Genomic DNA, 17,295 nt, shown 5'->3' with positions numbered 1-17,295 from the left:
CCGCCGGTCGTGAGTGGTAATTCGGGTTAGAACCCTCATTACCACTCACGACGGCTGCGGCAGACCTAGGAACCGGCGGAGAGCGTCGAGAGCCGCAGTGAACTCAGCGCGGCCGGGTGGCCGAAGCGGTAGCCCTGGGCGGTGGTGCAGCCCGCGCGGGTGACCAGTTCGGCCTGCTCGGCCGTCTCGATGCCTTCCGCGACCACCGCCACCTCCAAGTCCGCGCACAGCCCGACCAGCGACCGGCACAGCGCCGCGTCGCGGTCGGGGCGGACGCCCGTCGTCAGCGCGCGGTCCAGCTTGATCAGGTCGACCGGCAGCGCGTGCAGCACCGTCAGCGAGCTGTACCCCGCACCGAAGTCGTCGAGCGCCACCCGCACGCCCAGGTCCTGCAAGCGGCGGATCGCGGCCGCGCCCGCCGCCAGGTCCGGCACCGGCACCGTCTCGGTGATCTCGACGATCAGGCGTTCGGCCGGCAGGCCGTACCGGTCCAGCGCGGCCTCGACGCTCTGTTCCAGCGTGGCGGCCCCGAGCCGGCTCGCGCACACGTTGACGTGCACGGTGAGGTCGATCCCGGCCGCGGTGATCTCGCGGCAGGCCAGGTCCAGCACCAGCGCGTCCAGTTCCGCGCCGAGACCGGCGCCTTCCGCGGCGCGGACGAACGTCTCGGGCGACACCGCGGTGCCGTCGCGCGCGGTCCAGCGGGCCAGCGCCTCCACCGCCACCGGCTGCTCGTCGGCCAGCCGGACGATCGGCTGGAACACCAGGGCGAAGCCCTCCGGGAGGCCGCCGCCCGCGCGGCGCAGTGCCGACGGGAAGTCGGGCGGCCCGTCCGGCGACGGGTGGTACACGACCGTCGTGTCCTTGCCGAGCCGCTTGCCCGCGTACATCGACGTGTCCGCGCGGCCCAGCAGCACGTCGGCGGTGATCGCCGGCTCGGCCGGGTCCGGCACCACCAGGCCCATGCTCGCGCGGACCGGCACCAGCGTGCCGTGCACCGCGAACGGCCGCCGCAGTGCGCTCTGGATCCGGTCGGCGACCGCCTGCGGGGTGTCGACCTCGCCTTCCAGCAGGATCGCGAACTCGTCGCCGCCCAGCCGCGCGACGGTGTCGCCCGCGCGCACGCAGCTCAGCAGCCGCTGGGCGACCGCGTGCAGCAGGACGTCCCCGCCCGCGTGCCCGAACCGGTCGTTGACCTCCTTGAAGTCGTCGAGGTCGACGAAGATCAGCACGAGCGGCCCCTGCCCGCCTTCCGCGCCCTGCTCGACGGCGCGGTCCAGCCGGTCGGCGAACAGCGCCCGGTTGGCCAGCCCGGTGAGCGGGTCGTGGTAGGCCTGGTGGGTCAGCTGCTGCTGGCCCTCGTACACCCGGCGCAGCAGCAACCGGTTGTCCAGCAAGGAAAGCAGCTGCCGGGCGAGCACCAGGAACACCACGAGCGCGCCGACGAACACCTCGACGCCGTCCGGGCCCGCGCCGGCCACGATCTGCACGGTGATCAGCAGCGCGACCGCGGTGACCGGCAGGTACGGCAGCGCCACCTGCCACCAGTCGACGCCGACCGGCTGGCCCGCGTCGTCACGCCGCCGCGTACCGGGCGTGACCAGCAGGGCGAAGGCGATGAACAGCGGGCCGAGCACGAACCCCGCGTCCGACCACGGCTTCATGCTTTCCGCGCCGATGCTCACCAGGTAGGCGAACACGCTGTCCGAGCAGGCCAGCGCGACGATCCCGACGGCGGCCAGCAGCAGGTTCGCCCGGTACGGGCGGTCCACCCGGTCGAACACCACCAGCAGCACGGCGACGACCACGACCACCAGGTCCGACAGCGGGTAGGCGATGGCGACGGCCCAGGTCAGCGCGTCCGGCCCGGTGGCCCGGACCACCTGCCCGAGCGCCGCTGTCCAGGTAAGGATGAACAGCGATCCGGTGACGACGAGCCCGTCGAGCACCACCGCGACGCCGAAGTGCGCGGTCCACTGGGCGGGCTGCCAGCGCTCGCGGTCCGGCCGCGCCCGGGCCCGGGCGAGCACGAACAGGGCGGCGAGCGCGAACACCGGGAAGCTCAGGTACCCGACGTCGGCCAGCGACGGCGAGGGCAGGCCGCGGCCGTCGATCAGCTGGTACCAGGACCAGACGCACTGGCCGAGCGACCAGCCGATCATGCCGAGCGCGACCAGCAGCCGCCACCACCGCTGGTGCTCGCGGACCCGCCGCGCGACGACGATGCCGCAGACGACCCCGGTGATCCCGGCGCTGAGCTGCATCGCGTCGTCGACCCACAGGGCGAAGGTGTCGCCCCAGAAAGCGAAGCCGTTGACCACGACCAGGGCCGACGTGACGAAGACGAGCACGATGGCCACTGGGTACCGCCGCACTGTCATGGCACCTCACGCGGTCACGCACGCCGGTCGGACCGGCAAACACTACACCGCGCGTGATCACGCACAAGCGCACCGGCACCGCCGCCGTCCGGTGCCGGTCGAACGCCGGTCACCGCCGGCCGGGCGAGGTCGCGGGTACGGTCGGCGTGGTGATCACGCGCATCCGGGGGTACGCGCTGCCGCGCGGCGAATACGCCGATCTCTACGCCGACGGGGACCGATGGACGACCGATCCGGTGCCCGGCGCGACCCTGGTGGGCGAAGGCTGGCTGGTGCCCGGCCTGGTCGACGCCCACACCCACCCCGGCGCCGCGGAACCGGGGCAGCCGATGGACCCGGACCTGCTCCGGGAGCAGCTGCACCAGCACGTCGACGCCGGGGTCACGCTGATCCGGTCACCCGGGCTGCCGGGTGAGCCGCCGCCGTGGTTCGGCGAGGACCCCGACGTGCCGCGGGCCCGGCACGCGGGACCGTGGCTGGCGCAGCACGGCCAGTTCTTCGACGGCTGGGGCCGCCGCGCTTCGCACGACGAGCTGCCCGTGCTGGCGGCGGCGCAGGCCGCCCGGACCGGCTGGGCGAAGATCATCGCGGACTGGCGCGTCGGGGATTCCGCGGTGCCGGTGGACGTGCTGCGGGCCGTCGTGCGGGAGGTGCACGCGGCCGGCGGGCGGGTCGCGGTGCACAGCCAGCACCCCGAGGGCGGCGCGGCCGCGGTCGCGGCGGGCGTCGACTCCCTCGAGCACGGGATGTGCCTGGACCCGGAGCTGCTGGCGCGGATGGCCGCCCAGGGCACGGCGTTGACCCCGACGCTGTCGGTGATCACCGGAGGCCTGCGGCGCCGGGAACAGCAGCCGGCCGGCCCGGCCCGGACGTGGTACCTGAGCGGCGCGCGGGTGCACGGCGCGCTGACGGCGGCCGCGGCGGAAGCCGGCGTGCGTGTGCTGGCGGGCACGGATTCCCTGCCGCACGGCGGAATCGTCGCCGAGGTCCGGGCGCTGGTGGCCGCGGGCGTGCGCCCCCACGAGGCGCTGGCGGCGGCGTCGTGGAGCGCGCGGGAGTACCTGGGGCTGGGTGGTCTGGAGCCGGGAGCGCCGGCGGACGCGGTGGTCTACGACCGGGACCCCCGGGCGGACCCGGCCCAGCTGGCCGACCCGGCGGCGGTGGTGCTGCGCGGCCGGTGCGTGCGGCGCCGCGGGTGAGCACGGCTGTCACAGGCCGCCCCGCGGATTCGTCACCGGGGTGACGAACGCGGACCGAGGGGGATCATGACCGGCACGATCACGGCCGAGCGGCGGCAGCTGACCGGCCTCGCCTACCGGCTCCTGGGCTCGATGAGCGACGCCGAAGACGTCGTCCAGGAGGCGTACGGCCGGTGGTACGCCCTGTCCGGGCCGCAACGGGACGCGATCGAGTCGCCGGGGGCGTGGCTGACGACGGTCGCCGGCCGCCTCTGCCTCGACCTGCTCGGCTCGGCCCGCGTGCGGCGGGAGAGCTACGTCGGCGAGTGGCTCCCGGAGCCGCTGCCCGGGGCGGCGGGTTCGCTCGCCGACCCGGCCGACCGCGTCACGCGGGACGAGTCGATCACGATGGCGTTCCTCGTCGTGCTGGAGTCCACGACGCCGGCCGAGCGCGTGGCCTTCGTCCTGCACGACGTCTTCGGTTACCCCTTCGCCGAGGTCGGGGTGGTCCTCGGCCGGACGTCGGGCGCGTGCCGCCAGCTGGCGTCCTCCGCCCGGCGCCGCGTCCGGGCCGCTCGCTCCCCCGCGCCGGTCCGGGGGAGCGCCGAGGTGGTCCGCGCGTTCAAGCTGGCCTGGGAGGCGGGGGACATCGAGCGGCTGGTCGGCATCCTCGATCCGGACGCGACGGTCGTCGCGGACGGCGGCGGGCTCGCCGGCGCGGTCCGCCGCCCGATCGAGGGAGGCGAGCGGGTGGCGCGCTACGCCGTAGGCCTGGCGGGCCGGATCCCGGCGGTGACGCTGGAGGAGACCACCGTCAACGGGCGGCCGGGGCTGCTCGCGCGGCGGGGCGGCGCGGTCGTGGCCGTCATCGCGTTCGAGGTGGCGGGCGACTCGGTCCGGCGGATCTGGGCGGTGCGGAACCCCGAGAAGCTCCACCGGTGGCAGGCGGCGTGAGGGGCGCTAGCCGCCGGGGCCGGCGCGGTCGTCGTGCCGGCTGCGCGGCGCCGGCACGAGGAACGCGATCACGCCCGCCGCGAGCCCGGCGAGCACGGACAAGTGCACGGTGGCCGGCACGGCGCTGATCAGGAACAGCCGCAGCGACCCCGAGATCAGCAGGCGCCACATCCTCGGGCTCATGATCAACAAGTACCCGCGGCGGCCCACCACCAACCCGCGCGGGGCCACAGCCCGGTCACGTTCACCCGCGGGAGTGGTGCGCCGCCCGGGTGAACGGAGCCCGGCCGGAAAGCCGCCGGCGCACGGCGGTCATTTCGACACGTTCGACAGTGGCGGTCGGGTGAGTTTCCGCCGGGAAATCGTTGCGGCGCAATGCGGTCGTTGTCAACACAACGCCAACAAGTATCGGCGATTACCCGAATGGCGGAAAAGGAAACCGCGGGATAACGATCCGTTTGCTTGAGCGTGATCGACTGGACATCGGCGGTGGCGCTGACGAACATTGACCCCCGTGCGTGGAAGGGGAGGGGATGGTGAGCCTCAGTGCGGCGGACGTGGTCGGCGAACTCAAGGCCCTGCGCAAAGGGAGGGCAATTTTCACGACACCGCTCGCGGACCGGATCGGCCCCGCATTGCGTTCCGCTTGCGGCATTGTCGAAGAAGACGGAACCGTGGAGATGCGGCGCAAGCTGACCGATCGATTGCGCCCGCTGGTGGAGTCGTTGCCGGACGATCTGAAGATCGCTTTGCTCGCCGCATTCGCGCTCGACGAGCGCGCGCGGAAACCGTTCTACCAGGAGCGGGTGCACTGGGCGGCGATCACGCTCGACCGCGACGACCGGACGGTCCGGCGGCGGATCGACGAGGGGATCGAGCAGATCGCCGCGCTGGCCGTCGCGGCGGCCGTGCCGGCACCCCGGCTGTATCCGGGACGGGGCTGGCACACCGAAGAACTGCGCGTCACGCTGGCCCTCGACCAGCCGGTGCCGGAGGCGTTCGAATTCCGGCGGGTGGTCGCCGACGCCGACCAAATCGCCGTGCTCGACCTGGCGCTGACGTTGCCGGTCACCGGTGAATCGGGCGATTCGGCGGGCGAGCCGGATCTCGGCGTCGACGTGTTCCACGGCGGGGTGCTCGCCGGGCGGGTGCGGGAATCGAGTGACCGGATCGGGCTCGCCTTACGGCTGCCGGAGCCGTTGCGCCGGGGCGCCCGGCACGAGGTCGGGCTGAGATTCCGGGCGAACCTGCGAGAACACCGTTACGTCTGCGTACCACGGCATCCGTGCGATTTTTTCGATCTGCACGTCCGGTTCGGTGAACGGGTGCCGAAGCGGATCATGCGCCAGGAAAAGGTTTCCCCGGCCGGCGTGGATGATCGGTCGCGAACCGATACCGCACTGGCGGCCGACGACGCCGGCGAGGTGCACGTGCGGTTCCGGAACCTCGCTCCCGGCTTCGCGTACGGAATCCGCTGGACCTGATTTTCCCGGATCTGTCCACGATTTGTCCGGCCTTCCGCCGGTGCCCGGCGGCCGTTCCGGCCGGGTCGTGAACAGTTAACGGACAATAGCTGGACAACCCACACCACACTGCAACGTTGCTGGTCAGCACCTCGATAACGCCCTATGCCGGACCGGGAACGTCGAGGCACCAAGCTGTCCGTTGTGGACGGACGTCGGCCCCGGTGGCGGACACGAGGAGGGCCCGTGGAGACCATGATCGCGGAGGCGGCGGCGGCCGTTGACGGCTACACCGTGCCGGCGGATTCGCCGAGGCCGGAGGGTGGCCTGGCGAAGGAGCAGCTCGACCCGGTGGTGGCGGCGGCGCGCGACGGCGACCCGGACGCCGTCCAGGCGCTGCTGCGGCTCATCAAGCCGACGGTCGTGCGCTACTGCCGGGCGCGGATCGGCGGCCGGGACCTGTCGTACCTCTCGGCCGACGACGTCGCCCAGGAGGTGTGCCTGGCGGTGCTGAAGGTGCTGCCGAACTACCAGGACCGCGGGGGCTCGTTCCTGTACCTGGTGCGGGCGATCGCGGCGAACAAGGTCGCCGACGCGTTCCGCTCGGTGGCCAGGGACCGGTCGAAGCCGGTGCCGGAGCTGCCGGACCGGCCGCTGGGCGGCAACGAGCCGGAGAACCACGTCCTCGAACTCGACCTCGGCGCCCGCCTGGGCCGGTTGCTGGCGTCGCTGCCGCCGCTGCACCAGGAGATCCTGTCGCTGCGGGTCGTCGCCGGCCTGTCGGCGAACGAGACGGCGGAGGCGCTCGGCATCTCCGCCGGCAACGTCCGCATCACGCAGTACCGCGCGCTGACGAAGCTGCGCGGCATGATCGGGGCCGGTGAGCTCTGAAGCGTCACTCCAGCCATTCGGTGATGAAGTGGTCGCTTTCGTGGATGTGCACGGCTTCGTAGACCCCGGGGCCGAGCACGGCGAACTTGTGCGGCGTACCGGCGGGGACGACGAGCACGTCCCCGGGACCGCCGTCGCGCTGTTCGTCGCCGACGGTGAACCGCGCCCGCCCGCGGATGATGACGAACGTCTCGGTGTACGGGTGCCGGTGCAGCCGCGGCCCGGAGCCGACGACGTCCGTGCTTTCGCGGATGACGGAGACTCCGGACCCGACGTCGCGCCCTTCGAAATTCTCGCTGTCGCTCACCTGGCCAGGATAGCCGTCACGCGCTGGTCACGACCTTGCGCAACTGGCCGAGCGCCCGGTGCTGGGCCACCCGGACCGCCCCCGGCGTCGAGCCCACCGCGGCCGCCGTCTCCTCCGCCGACAGGCCGACGACCACCCGCAGCACCACGATTTCCCGCTGTCTGCGCGGCAGCACCCGCAGCAGTTCCGCCACCCGCTCGCGGAGTTCGCGCCGGAGCGCCTGGTGTTCCGGCCCCAGCGACGAGTCGGGTTCGTCCGGCAGTTCGGCGACCGGCTCGTCCTGCCGTGCGGCCGCCTTCCGCGCGGCCGCGACCTTGGTACGGGCGATGCCGCAGACGAAGTCCGGGAAGGGCCGTTCCGGTGGCCGCCGTGGCAGGGCCTTCAGCAGCGCCACGCAGACGTCCTGGGCGACATCGTCGGCCGAGTCCGGATCCAGCCGGTCGCGGCAGTAGCGCTCCACGAGTGGCCGCGCCGCGGTGAGCAGGTGGTCCGGGGTGGTGCTGGTCGTCATGGCTTCCCTCCGGGCAGGGGACTACCCGCATTCCGCCCGGACCGACCTGTCCGCGGCCGATTCCCGGCTATTTCCGGGGAGGAGGTGCGGAGGGCGACGATCCGTTGATCGACGGGGCGGATGACCTAGGCCTCCGCGGGTCGCACGCGGCACCTGCTGTCAGTGGTGCCGGCCGGCCTGAAGGCCTAAGGCTCCTGCGTCGACCGGAACGCGTCCAGCACGCGACGCTCCCTTTTGGTCGGCCGGCCCGCGCCGCGGTCGCGGCGGGCGACCGGGATCGCCGCTTCGGGAGGCGGCTTCGGGGTCCGGTCCACGTAGCACGTCGCCGCGTCCGGGGCGCCCACGCGCTTCTGGATCACCCTGACCACGTCGAGGACCTTCGTCGTCCCGCCGACGCGGTAGCGCACTTCGTCGCCCGGGACGACCGTGGTCGCCGGCTTGGCCGGCTTGTCGTTGACGCGCACGTGGCCGCCCCGGCAGGCCGCCGCCGCGTCCGGGCGCGTCTTCGTCAGCCGGACCGCCCAGAGCCAGCGGTCCACTCGGGTGGACTCCACAGTCGTCCATCATGGCCCATTCAGCGGCACCGGCCCGCAACCCCGCCAGGTTACTCGTGAGTACATGTCGACTTGTCTGCACCACGCAGCTATAACTTGTTCTAAAATACCTCAACGGTGAGGAACAACAAATGAGTGACGAACCCGTGTGGAGAACAACTTCTGGCTCCGTATCCCGTCGTCTCTTCATTGCTGGAACTGGTTCTATATTGGCGAGCGCTGCGCTGGCCGGGCGGGCCACGGCCGCGTCGCCGCGGCAGGCCGCTGTCGCCGACGGCGCCCGCGTGCCCGCGCTGGTGATCGGCTCCGGTTACGGCGGCTCGGTCGCCGCGCTCCGGCTCGCCCAGGCCGGCGTCGACGTGCAGATGATCGAGATGGGCATGGCCTGGGACACCCCGGGCGCGGACGGCAAGATCTTCTGCACCACGACCAGCCCGGACCAGCGGTCGTTCTGGTTGCGCACCCGGACGAAGCAGCCGCTGTCCAACTTCCTCGGGTTCCCGATCGACAAGGACATCCCCCGCTACACGGGCATCCTCGACGCCGAGGAGTTCAGCGGGATCACCGTGTACCAGGGCCGCGGCGTCGGCGGCGGCTCGCTCGTCAACGGTGGCATGGCCGTCACGCCGAAGCGGGAGAACTTCGGCGCGATCCTGCCGACGGTCGACGCGAACGAGATGTACGACGTCTACTACCCGCGCGCCAACGCCGGGCTCGGGGTCGCCGGCATCCGCCCGGCCTGGTTCGAGAGCACCGACTGGTACCAGTTCGCCCGCGTCGGCCGGAAACAGGCCCAGCGGTCCGGGTTCCCGTTCGTGTTCGTGCCGGACGTGTACGACTGGGACTACATGGAGCGGGAGGCGGCGGGCACCGCCACGAAGTCGGCGCTGGGCGGGGAAATCCTGTTCGGCAACAACTACGGCAAGAAGTCGCTGCAGAAGACCTACCTGCCGAAGATCGCCGCGACCGGCCGGGTCACGATCTCGCCGCTGCACCGGGTGACGCAGGTGGTGCCCGCGTCCGGCGGCGGCTACACCGTGACCATCGAGCAGCTCACCACCGCCGGCGCGGTCTCCGCGATCAAAACCGTCACGGCGGACAAGGTGTTCTTCGCCGCGGGCAGCGTCGGCACGAGCAAGCTGCTGGTGAAGCTGAAGGCGACCGGCGCGCTGCCGAACCTCAACGGCGAAGTCGGGAAGGGCTGGGGTGACAACGGGAACGTGATGGTCGGGCGCGCCAACCAGATCTGGGACCCGACCGGGGCCTCCCAGTCGACCATCCCGTGCGGCGGCATCGACAACTGGGCCGCGGGCGGCGCGTTCGCGGAGGTCGCGCCGCTGCCGACCGGGATCGAGACGTGGGCGTCGTTCTACCTCTCGATCACGAAGAACCCGAACCGCGCGCAGTTCACCTGGAACCCGGCTTCGCGCGCGGTGGACCTGAACTGGCAGACGGCGTGGAAGCAGCCGGGCATCGACATGGCGAAGACCATCTTCGACAAGATCAACTCGACCGAGGGCACGATCTACCGGACCGACCTCTTCGGCACGTACAAGATCTGGGGCGACCATCTCACCTACCACCCGCTCGGCGGCGCGGTGCTCGGCAAGGCGACCGACAACTACGGCAGGCTGGCCGGTTACCAGGGCCTGTACGCGATCGACGGGTCCCTGATCCCGGGCAACACCAGCGTCAACCCGTTCGTCACCATCACGGCACTGGCCGAACGCAACATCGAGAAGATCATCGCACAGGACTTCTGAGCCCTGCCGCGGCTCGTCGTGAGTGGTAAGGCGGGTTCTAACCCGCCTTACCACTCACGAGGGCCGCGGAAGGACGCAGGCGGTGTCGAGGCCGAGGACGTGGTTGAGCCGTCCGAAGGCCAGCCAGGCGCCGAGGCTCATGCTGAGCTCGACGATTTCTTGCTGGCTGTAGGAAGCGGACATCCGCTTCCAGAACTCGTCGTCCAGGTTGTGGTGGTCGGTCGCGTACCGCTCGGCGTACTCCGCCGCCAGCCGCGTGCGGTCGTCGAAGCGGTCGGTCGTGCGCCAGTCGAGGACGGCGTCGGCGAACTCCGCCTCGACCTTCTGCCCGTCGCGTTCGGTGCGCCAGTCGAGGCAGAAGACGCAGCCGTTGATCTGCGCGATCCGCAGCCGAGCGGCCTCGAACTCCCGCAGCCCCAGCGTCGTGTGCTCGTAGACCGCCAGCGAGAACTTCGACGCGGCGATGCCGATGCCGGGCACCATCTCGCCCCAGACGTACCCGATCGGGTCGTTGCCCGCGGGGATGTCGATGTTCACGGACGGCTCCTTCCGAGCTTGCCGGCTGCCGGGCGCAGCGGGACGTCGAGTGCGTCGTAGAGGCCGGGTTCCGCCGCGGCCAGCCAGTCGATCGCGCCGACCAGGCGGCCGACGGCGGTGGCGTTGCCGCCCGCCGACCGGTTTTCGCCTTCGTCGGTCGCTTCGACGGTGACTTCGATGCGCGGCCGGCCTTCGATGATCACGCGGTGGGCGCCGTCGCCGCTGGGTGGCGTGGGCCAGTCCGGCGCGCACGACGGGTGGATGCGGGTGACGTGCTCGATGACGATCCGCGGCTCGCCGTCGACGATGCCCTGCACCTCGAACCGCACGGCGCCCTGCGTGCCCTTCTCGAACTCGCCCATCGTCCGCGTGCTCACGGTTTCGTCCAGCGGACGGCGATCCAGGGTCTCCCGCAGCTCGGTCACTTCGACGCCGAGGCCGCGCGCGATCAGCCGGACCTGGCCGCCCCAGACCATCGACGGCACGCCGGTCATCAGCATCGGCGGGGCGTAGTCCATCGGCTGGCCCATCCCGACCAGGTACCGGACGGAGTCGGGCTGCTCGTACGTCGAGTAGTCGAAGATCTCCTGGCAGCGGACCACGTCGACGTCCGTGCCGAGCCCGCTGATCAGCAGCGGCAGCACGTCGTTGCCCCAGCCGGGGTCGACGCCGGAGACGAACAGCGAGCCGCCGCCCTCCTTGATCGCGGCGAGCACCGGGTCGCGCAGCTCCGGGGGCGCGTTGCGCTGGTCGTAGAGGGGGTACAGGGCGGGTGTCACGACGATCGCGCCCGCCCGGACGGCCCGCACGATGTCGGCGAGCGCGTCGTCGAACCGGACGTCCCCCGAGGCGGCGTACACGATCGCGCGCGGGCTCGCGGCCAGGACGGCGTCGATGTCGTCCGTCGCGGCGACCCCCAGCGCACCGGCTCCGGCCAGCTCCCCGGCGTCCTTGCCCACCTTCGCCCGGTCATGGACGAGTACGGCGGTGAGCTTCAGCGCCGGATGGGCGTCGACGGCCCGGATGGCCGCGCGGCCGACGTTGCCCGTGCCCCACACCACTGTGGCGATCATGCGGCCGAGTTTTCGCCGGTCGTCCCGGGCGCGGATAGGAAACCGTTCCGGCCAGCGGACCGCGCGCCCGTTGGTAACATGACCAGCGCCCGAACGTCGTAATCCGGAGGCCCGCGATGACGATCGACCCGAAGCCCCGCAGCCGCACGGTGACCGACGGGATCGAGGCCGCGCCCGCGCGCGGCATGCTCCGCGCCGTCGGGATGGGCGACGGCGACTGGAAGAAACCGATCATCGGCGTCGCCAGTTCGTGGAACGAGATCACGCCGTGCAACCTGTCGCTGGACCGGCTGGCCCAGGCGGCGAAGGAGGGCGTGCACGCCGGCGGCGGCTACCCGCTGCAGTTCGGCACCATCTCGGTGTCCGACGGCATCTCCATGGGCCACGACGGCATGCACTTCTCGCTGGTCTCCCGCGAGGTCATCGCCGACTCGGTCGAGACGGTGATGCAGGCCGAGCGGCTCGACGGCTCGATCCTGCTGGCCGGCTGCGACAAGTCGCTGCCGGGCATGCTGATGGCCGCCGCGCGCCTCGACCTGGCGTCGGTGTTCCTCTACGCGGGCACGATCGCCCCCGGCTGGGTGAAGCTCACCGACGGCACCGAGAAGGACGTCACGCTCATCGACGCCTTCGAGGCGGTCGGCGCGTGCCGGGCGGGCCGGCTCGGGACCGACGACCTGGACCGGATCGAACGTGCGATCTGCCCCGGTGAAGGCGCCTGCGGCGGGATGTACACCGCGAACACGATGGCGTCGGCGGCCGAAGCGATGGGGATGAGCATGCCGGGGTCGGCCGCGCCGCCGTCCGCGGACCGCCGCCGCGACCACTACGCCCACCTGTCCGGGGAAGCCGTCGTCGGCCTGCTGGAAAAGGGCATCACCGCGCGGGACATCCTCACCCGGGAGGCGTTCGAGAACGCCATCACCGTGATCATGGCCCTGGGTGGTTCGACCAACGCGGTGCTGCACCTGCTGGCCATCGCGCACGAGGCCAAGGTCGAGCTGACCCTCGACGACTTCAACACCGTCGGCGACCGCGTCCCGCACCTGGGCGACCTGAAGCCCTTCGGCAAGTACGTCATGAACGACATCGACCGCCACGGCGGCATCCCGGTGCTGATGAAGGCCCTGCTGGACGAGGGGCTGATCCACGGCGACGCGCTCACGGTGACCGGGCGGACGGTGGCCGAGAACCTCGCCGAGCTCGACCCGGACCCGATCGACGGCGAAGTGCTGCGCACCCTGGACAACCCGCTGCACCCGACCGGGGGCATCACCATCCTGCGCGGCTCGCTCGCGCCCGAGGGCGCGGTCGTGAAGTCCGCGGGCTTCGACACGGCCAACTTCGAAGGCCCGGCGCGCGTGTTCGAGCGCGAGCAGGAGGCGATGGCCGCGCTGAACGAGGGCCGGATCTCGGCCGGCGACGTCGTCGTCATCCGCTATGAGGGCCCCAAGGGCGGCCCGGGGATGCGCGAGATGCTCGCGATCACCGCGGCGATCAAGGGCGCCGGGCTCGGCAAGGACGTCCTGCTGCTGACCGACGGCCGGTTCTCCGGCGGCACCACCGGCCTGTGCATCGGCCACGTCGCGCCCGAGGCGGTCGACGGCGGCCCGATCGCGTTCGTCCGCACCGGCGACCGGATCGCCGTCGACATCAAGGCGCGCAGCATCGACCTGCTGGTCGACGCGGCCGAGCTGGCTTCCCGCCGGGCGGGCTGGGAGCCGCTGCCGAACAAGTTCCCGGAAGGCGTGCTCGGCAAGTACGTGAAGCTCGTGAAGTCGTCTTCGGACGGCGCCGTCACGAGCTGAACGCGGCTCGCAGCGCGCGTTTGTCGACCTTCCCGACGCTCGTGAGCGGCAACGCCGCCACGAAGTCCACCCTCGCCGGGACGTAGTGCTCCTGGCCGAAGGCGGTTCGCGCGTGCTCGCGGACTTCTTCGGGGGTCAGGGGGGCCCGGGTGACGACCACGGCGTGCAGCAGCCGGCCGTCCTCGCCCGGGACGCCGAAGACCGCGGCGCTCCGCACCGCGGGGTGCGTGGCGAGGGCGTGTTCGACGGCGGTGGTGGCGACCTTCGTGCCGTGTTCGCCGACCACGACGACGTCGTCCGCGCGGTCGAGCAGGTAGAGGTAGCCCTCGTCGTCGAAGCGGCCGAGATCACCGGTGCGCAGCCAGCCCGCGCCGACCTCCGGGCCGCCGAGGTAACCGTCCATCATGGACAGTCCGCGCACCTCGACCTCGCCGTCGGTGATGCGCGCCTCCATGCCCGGCACGATCCGGCCGACCGAACCCAGCCGCTCCGGCCGGTCGACCAACTCGGCGGCGGAGATGCTCGCGATCATCGGCGCCTCGGTGAGGCCGTAGCCCTGGCCGACGACCGGGCCGAAGACGTCGAGGGCCTGCGCGAGCCGGTGCGGTGGCAGCGGCGCGGCGCCGAGGGACAGCGAGTGGACGCTGCTGAGGTCGGTTTCCGGGCGCTTCGGGTGGTCGAGGAGCGCGGCCAGCCGCGGCGGAGTCAGCGAAAGCGTGTCGATCCGGTGCGCCTGGATCGCGTCAAGGACGGCTCCTGCGTCGAAGCCGTCGTGGACCACCACGGTGTCCAGCCGCAGCAGCGCGCCGAGCACGGTGGCGTTGCCGGTCATGTGCGTCATCGGGGCGACCAGCAGCGTGCGGCCCGGGCCGTCCGGCGACGGCGTGAAGAGGTACGCCATGCCGTCGTAGATGCCGCTGTGGCGGATCAGCTTCGGGGTGCCGGTGGTGCCGCCGGTGGGGAAGAGCAGGCGGACGGTCTCCGGCGGGTTCAGCGGCTCGGGGACGCCGTCCAGGTCCGCGAGGGTGCGGACGTCGCCCGCGGGCCAGTCGTCCGGGCGGTCGGTGACGACGGTGGCTCCGCTCGCCGCGGCGAGCCGGTCGCGGGCCGGCGCCGAGGCCGGGACCATGAGCACGGTCGCGCCGCGCAGGAGGGCCGCCAGCTGGACGAGGACCGTCTCGGGCCGGTTGCGCAGGTCGACGGCGAGCGTTTCGACGTCACCCAGCCCGCCGTGCAGGCGGCGCAGCCGGTCGCGGGCCTGGTGGTAGGTGGTGACGCCGTCGCTCGCGTGGAACAGGACGCGGTCACCGCCGTCGTCGAGCGCGGCGAGGACCTTCGTCAGGAAGAAGCTCACGCTCCGGGACGGTACTCAGTCCTGGTAGGAAAGCTTCGCCAATTCCTCGTCGAAGTCGAACCAGTCGCTCTCGCTGCCGGCCGGGATGACGTCGTAGGTGCGGTCGAGGAAGGCCGCGATCTCCTTGGCGGGCGCTTCGAGCACTGCCGCGCCGTCGGGGGAGCTCAGCTCCACGACGACCAGCGCGGGGTCGCCGGCGGGCCCGATCCGCACGTCGCCGTCGCCGCAGCGGGCGAGCAGGCCGTCGGCGAGCAGGTCGCGGCCGAAGAGCCACCGCACCGCGCTCGGGCCGGCGTGCAGCACCACGGCGACCGCGTACGGGTCGAGGGTGTCGTACTCCAGCTCAGCCGGCACCGGCCGCGGTCCGGCCCCGAAGGTGCGGAGGGCGAAGTCGATGCGGGCGGTGGTCACGGTGTTCGGGTCGGCCATGGTGGCCCCTTTGCTACTCGTCGGTCGGGTTCGCTCTCGTTCCAGGGATAACCCATGGTGAGTTCAACGCCCAGCGATCCGAAAAACTTTCACACGCGAGGGTGATCAAGAAGTGTCCGAGGTCACCTTCCGCGTGGCCGAAAGGGCAGCGTCCTCACGCATGGTGAGCGTTCGTCACTGCGGCCCGTTCGGGGCATTCGGAGCCGCTTCGCCGCCGGATGGGTCCCGGCCCCGGAGTTGCGCCGTCCGGGTGGGAAGGGTCACGGCACACCAGTCCGGTGCCCCGTCCGGCCGCGAACCCCGGGTGGGAAATCGGGATGAGGTGGAGGGTTGCCGGGCATGGGTGAGCGTGGGCGGTTGCGGCTGCAACCGGACGAGGCGCCGGCGCTCGCGCCGAGCGCCGAAGAACTGCTCCGGCGGGTGGCCGCGGGCGATGAGACGGCGTTCGCGTCGCTCTACGACCTCGTCGCCGGTCCGGTGCTCGGCCTCGCGACGCGCGTGCTGCGCAGTCACGCGCAGGCCGAGGAAGTGGCGCAGGAGGTGCTGGTGGAGGTGTGGCGCAAGGCCACGAGGTACGAGCCGGAGCGCGGCAGCGCCCTGTCGTGGGTGCTGACCATCGCCCACCGCCGGGCCGTGGACCGCGTGCGCTCGCACCAGGCCGGGGTCGACCGCGAGGAGCGGGCCGGCCTGATGGACGTGCGGCGGCCGTTCGACGAGGTGACCGAGTCCACTTTGGCCGGCCTGGAGCAGCAGCGGGTGCGGCAGTGCCTGGCCGCGCTGACCGACCTGCAGCGCGAGTCGATCGTGCTGGCCTACTACAACGGCTACACCTACCCCGAGGTCGCCGAGGTGCTGAAGGTCGCGCCCGGCACCGTCAAGACCCGCATCCGCGACGGCCTGATCCGGCTGCGCGACTGCCTGGGGGTGGACCGATGACCGCCGAGCTGCACATGCTGACCGGGGCGTACGCCCTGGACGCGGTGTCCGATGTGGACCGCGCCGAATTCGAACGACACCTCGGCGAATGCGCTGCCTGCCAGGAAGAAGTGGCCGAGCTGCGGGCGACCGGCGCGCGGCTCGCCGTGGCCGCCGCGGTGGAGCCGCCGCCGCAGCTGAAGCTGCTGGTGCTCGCCGACGTGGCCGGCACCCGCCAGCTGCCGCCGAAGCTGCCGGTCGGCCGCCGGCTGAGCCGGGCGAAGACCTGGCAGCTGCGCATCTCGCTGTTCGGTGCGGCCGCCGCGGCCGTGGTGGCGGTCGTGTTCGGCGTCGCGAGGACGCCTGCCCCCGTCGACTCGGTGCTGAGCGCGCCGGACGCGTCCGCGATCCAGGGAGCCGGCGAGGGGCACGCCACGCTCGTCGTCTCGCGCAGCCGGAACCAGGCCGTGCTGCTCGCATCGGACCTGCCCGCGCTCGACGCCGGCCACGTCTACCAGGTGTGGCTGATCGGCAGCGGCGGCGCGCGGTCGGCCGGGCTGATGACGTCCGAGGCGTCGCAGCGGATGCTCGTGGCGGATCTGCCGTCCGATGTCGACCGGATCGGGATCACCGTCGAACCGGCCGGCGGTTCGGCCGGCCCGACGACCCCCGCCGTCACCAGGATTTCCCTTGCTTAGCCGGCGCTTGAATGGGCTGAAACGCGTTTCGAAACCGTTCCTTCGGATTCGAAATGCGGCCCGGTGACCCGGATCACCCGAATGGGGGGCAATCCGGTTTCTCCGTAGTTCCGAATCCAGGGTAAGAAGCAGTTCTCAGCCGCTTTATGGGAGTGATTTTTGTGACCAAGCTCCGTGTCGCCGGTATCGGCGTTGCCGCCGTCGCCGCCCTTTCGCTGACCGCGTGCAGCGGTAGCGACACCGCTTCGTCGGGCAGTTCCAGCAGCTCGATGCCGTCGTCCTCGGTGCCGGCGCCGTCGTCCAGCACGGCTTCCGGTGCCGCCAACGGCGTGACCACCAACGCCGACGTCTTCGGCCCGGCGTGTTCGCAGCTGCCGCAGGGTTCCGCGCCCGGTTCGCTGGACTCGATGGGCCCGCAGCCGGTCGCCTCGGCCGCGTCGACGAACCCGCTGCTGACCAAGCTGGTGGCGGCGGTCAAG

Annotated in this window: 17 protein-coding genes and 1 pseudogene; 9 read left to right on the top strand and 9 right to left on the bottom strand. The window is 72.0% G+C overall.

Annotated elements, in window-relative coordinates; translation table 11 throughout:
• Positions 1-65: 65 nt before the first annotated feature.
• Complete coding sequence (locus tag C2L58_RS15780; protein ID WP_233225747.1) at positions 66-2,381, bottom strand: putative bifunctional diguanylate cyclase/phosphodiesterase; 2,316 nt, start codon at positions 2,379-2,381, stop codon at positions 66-68.
• A gap of 53 nt (positions 2,382-2,434) precedes the next feature.
• Here C2L58_RS15780 and C2L58_RS15775 point away from each other — a divergent pair, with 53 nt between their 5' ends.
• Both C2L58_RS15775 and sigJ read left to right on the top strand, forming a co-directional pair.
• Positions 2,435-3,580, top strand: coding sequence for an amidohydrolase family protein (locus C2L58_RS15775; RefSeq protein WP_103338325.1), 1,146 nt, complete (start codon positions 2,435-2,437; stop codon positions 3,578-3,580).
• 66 nt (positions 3,581-3,646) lie between these two features.
• Positions 3,647-4,513, top strand: coding sequence for an RNA polymerase sigma factor SigJ (gene sigJ / locus C2L58_RS15770; protein WP_103338324.1), 867 nt, complete (start codon positions 3,647-3,649; stop codon positions 4,511-4,513).
• A 6-nt stretch (positions 4,514-4,519) separates the two neighbouring features.
• Here the strand turns inward: sigJ and C2L58_RS49220 are convergent, their stop codons facing one another.
• Positions 4,520-4,696, bottom strand: a complete 177-nt coding sequence (locus C2L58_RS49220) for a hypothetical protein (RefSeq protein WP_158264122.1) — start codon at positions 4,694-4,696, stop codon at positions 4,520-4,522.
• A gap of 350 nt (positions 4,697-5,046) precedes the next feature.
• On the opposite strand from C2L58_RS49220, the gene C2L58_RS15765 reads away from it, so the two are divergent.
• Together C2L58_RS15765 and shbA are read left to right on the top strand one after the other, a co-directional pair.
• Positions 5,047-5,997, top strand: a complete 951-nt coding sequence (locus C2L58_RS15765) for a hypothetical protein (RefSeq protein WP_233225746.1) — start codon at positions 5,047-5,049, stop codon at positions 5,995-5,997.
• A 234-nt stretch (positions 5,998-6,231) separates the two neighbouring features.
• Positions 6,232-6,867, top strand: coding sequence for an RNA polymerase sigma factor ShbA (gene shbA, locus C2L58_RS15760; protein ID WP_233225762.1), 636 nt, complete (start codon positions 6,232-6,234; stop codon positions 6,865-6,867).
• 4 nt (positions 6,868-6,871) lie between these two features.
• Here the strand turns inward: shbA and C2L58_RS15755 are convergent, their stop codons facing one another.
• The 3 genes from C2L58_RS15755 to C2L58_RS15745 form a co-directional block, all read right to left on the bottom strand.
• On the bottom strand, positions 6,872-7,174 hold the full coding sequence (locus C2L58_RS15755) for a cupin domain-containing protein (RefSeq protein ID WP_086852478.1): 303 nt from the start codon (positions 7,172-7,174) through the stop codon (positions 6,872-6,874).
• Between the two features lie 16 nt (positions 7,175-7,190).
• A complete protein-coding gene (locus C2L58_RS15750) occupies positions 7,191-7,685 on the bottom strand; it encodes a sigma-70 family RNA polymerase sigma factor (RefSeq protein WP_103338322.1) in 495 nt (164 codons plus the stop codon).
• Positions 7,686-7,870: 185 nt separating this feature from the next.
• A complete protein-coding gene (locus C2L58_RS15745; protein ID WP_233225745.1) occupies positions 7,871-8,239 on the bottom strand; it encodes an RNA-binding S4 domain-containing protein in 369 nt (122 codons plus the stop codon).
• A gap of 209 nt (positions 8,240-8,448) precedes the next feature.
• Between C2L58_RS15745 and C2L58_RS15740 the strand changes: the two genes are divergently transcribed.
• On the top strand, positions 8,449-10,002 hold the full coding sequence (locus tag C2L58_RS15740) for a GMC oxidoreductase (RefSeq protein ID WP_103338320.1): 1,554 nt from the start codon (positions 8,449-8,451) through the stop codon (positions 10,000-10,002).
• 54 nt (positions 10,003-10,056) lie between these two features.
• On the opposite strand, the gene C2L58_RS15735 is transcribed toward C2L58_RS15740, so the two are convergent.
• Together C2L58_RS15735 and C2L58_RS15730 are read right to left on the bottom strand one after the other, a co-directional pair.
• Positions 10,057-10,539, bottom strand: coding sequence for a carboxymuconolactone decarboxylase family protein (locus C2L58_RS15735; RefSeq protein ID WP_103338319.1), 483 nt, complete (start codon positions 10,537-10,539; stop codon positions 10,057-10,059).
• Positions 10,536-11,612: an NAD(P)H-dependent amine dehydrogenase family protein gene (locus C2L58_RS15730; RefSeq protein ID WP_103338318.1), complete on the bottom strand. Its 1,077-nt coding sequence runs from the start codon at positions 11,610-11,612 to the stop codon at positions 10,536-10,538. The genes C2L58_RS15735 and C2L58_RS15730 overlap by 4 nt, the downstream gene beginning before the upstream one ends.
• 116 nt (positions 11,613-11,728) lie before the next feature.
• Between C2L58_RS15730 and ilvD the strand changes: the two genes are divergently transcribed.
• Entirely contained in the window at positions 11,729-13,420 is a 1,692-nt protein-coding gene (ilvD, locus tag C2L58_RS15725; RefSeq protein ID WP_103338317.1) for a dihydroxy-acid dehydratase, read from the top strand.
• Here the strand turns inward: ilvD and C2L58_RS15720 are convergent.
• Positions 13,410-14,774 carry a class I adenylate-forming enzyme family protein gene (locus tag C2L58_RS15720; protein WP_103338316.1) on the bottom strand — a complete coding sequence of 455 codons (1,365 nt, stop codon included), beginning with the start codon at positions 14,772-14,774 and terminating at the stop codon, positions 13,410-13,412. The genes ilvD and C2L58_RS15720 overlap by 11 nt on opposite strands.
• A 15-nt stretch (positions 14,775-14,789) precedes the next feature.
• Positions 14,790-15,203: an SsgA family sporulation/cell division regulator gene (locus tag C2L58_RS15715; RefSeq protein ID WP_103338315.1), complete on the bottom strand. Its 414-nt coding sequence runs from the start codon at positions 15,201-15,203 to the stop codon at positions 14,790-14,792.
• A 339-nt stretch (positions 15,204-15,542) separates the two neighbouring features.
• Here C2L58_RS15715 and sigK point away from each other — a divergent pair, with 339 nt between their 5' ends.
• The 3 genes and pseudogenes from sigK to C2L58_RS15700 form a co-directional block, all read left to right on the top strand.
• Positions 15,543-16,139 carry an ECF RNA polymerase sigma factor SigK gene (sigK, locus tag C2L58_RS15710; RefSeq protein WP_103338314.1) on the top strand — a complete coding sequence of 199 codons (597 nt, stop codon included), beginning with the start codon at positions 15,543-15,545 and terminating at the stop codon, positions 16,137-16,139.
• Positions 16,136-16,816: an anti-sigma factor gene (locus C2L58_RS15705; RefSeq protein ID WP_103338313.1), complete on the top strand. Its 681-nt coding sequence runs from the start codon at positions 16,136-16,138 to the stop codon at positions 16,814-16,816. Before sigK ends, C2L58_RS15705 begins: the two co-directional genes overlap by 4 nt.
• Positions 16,817-16,977: 161 nt before the next feature.
• Positions 16,978-17,295 (top strand): annotated as a pseudogene (locus tag C2L58_RS15700) (fasciclin domain-containing protein); the annotation flags it as partial.

Source organism: Amycolatopsis sp. CA-126428 (genome assembly GCF_002904335.1).
In the GTDB taxonomy this organism is placed as follows: Bacteria; Actinomycetota; Actinomycetes; order Mycobacteriales; family Pseudonocardiaceae; genus Amycolatopsis.
This window is presented reverse-complemented; position numbering and strand designations above follow the sequence as displayed.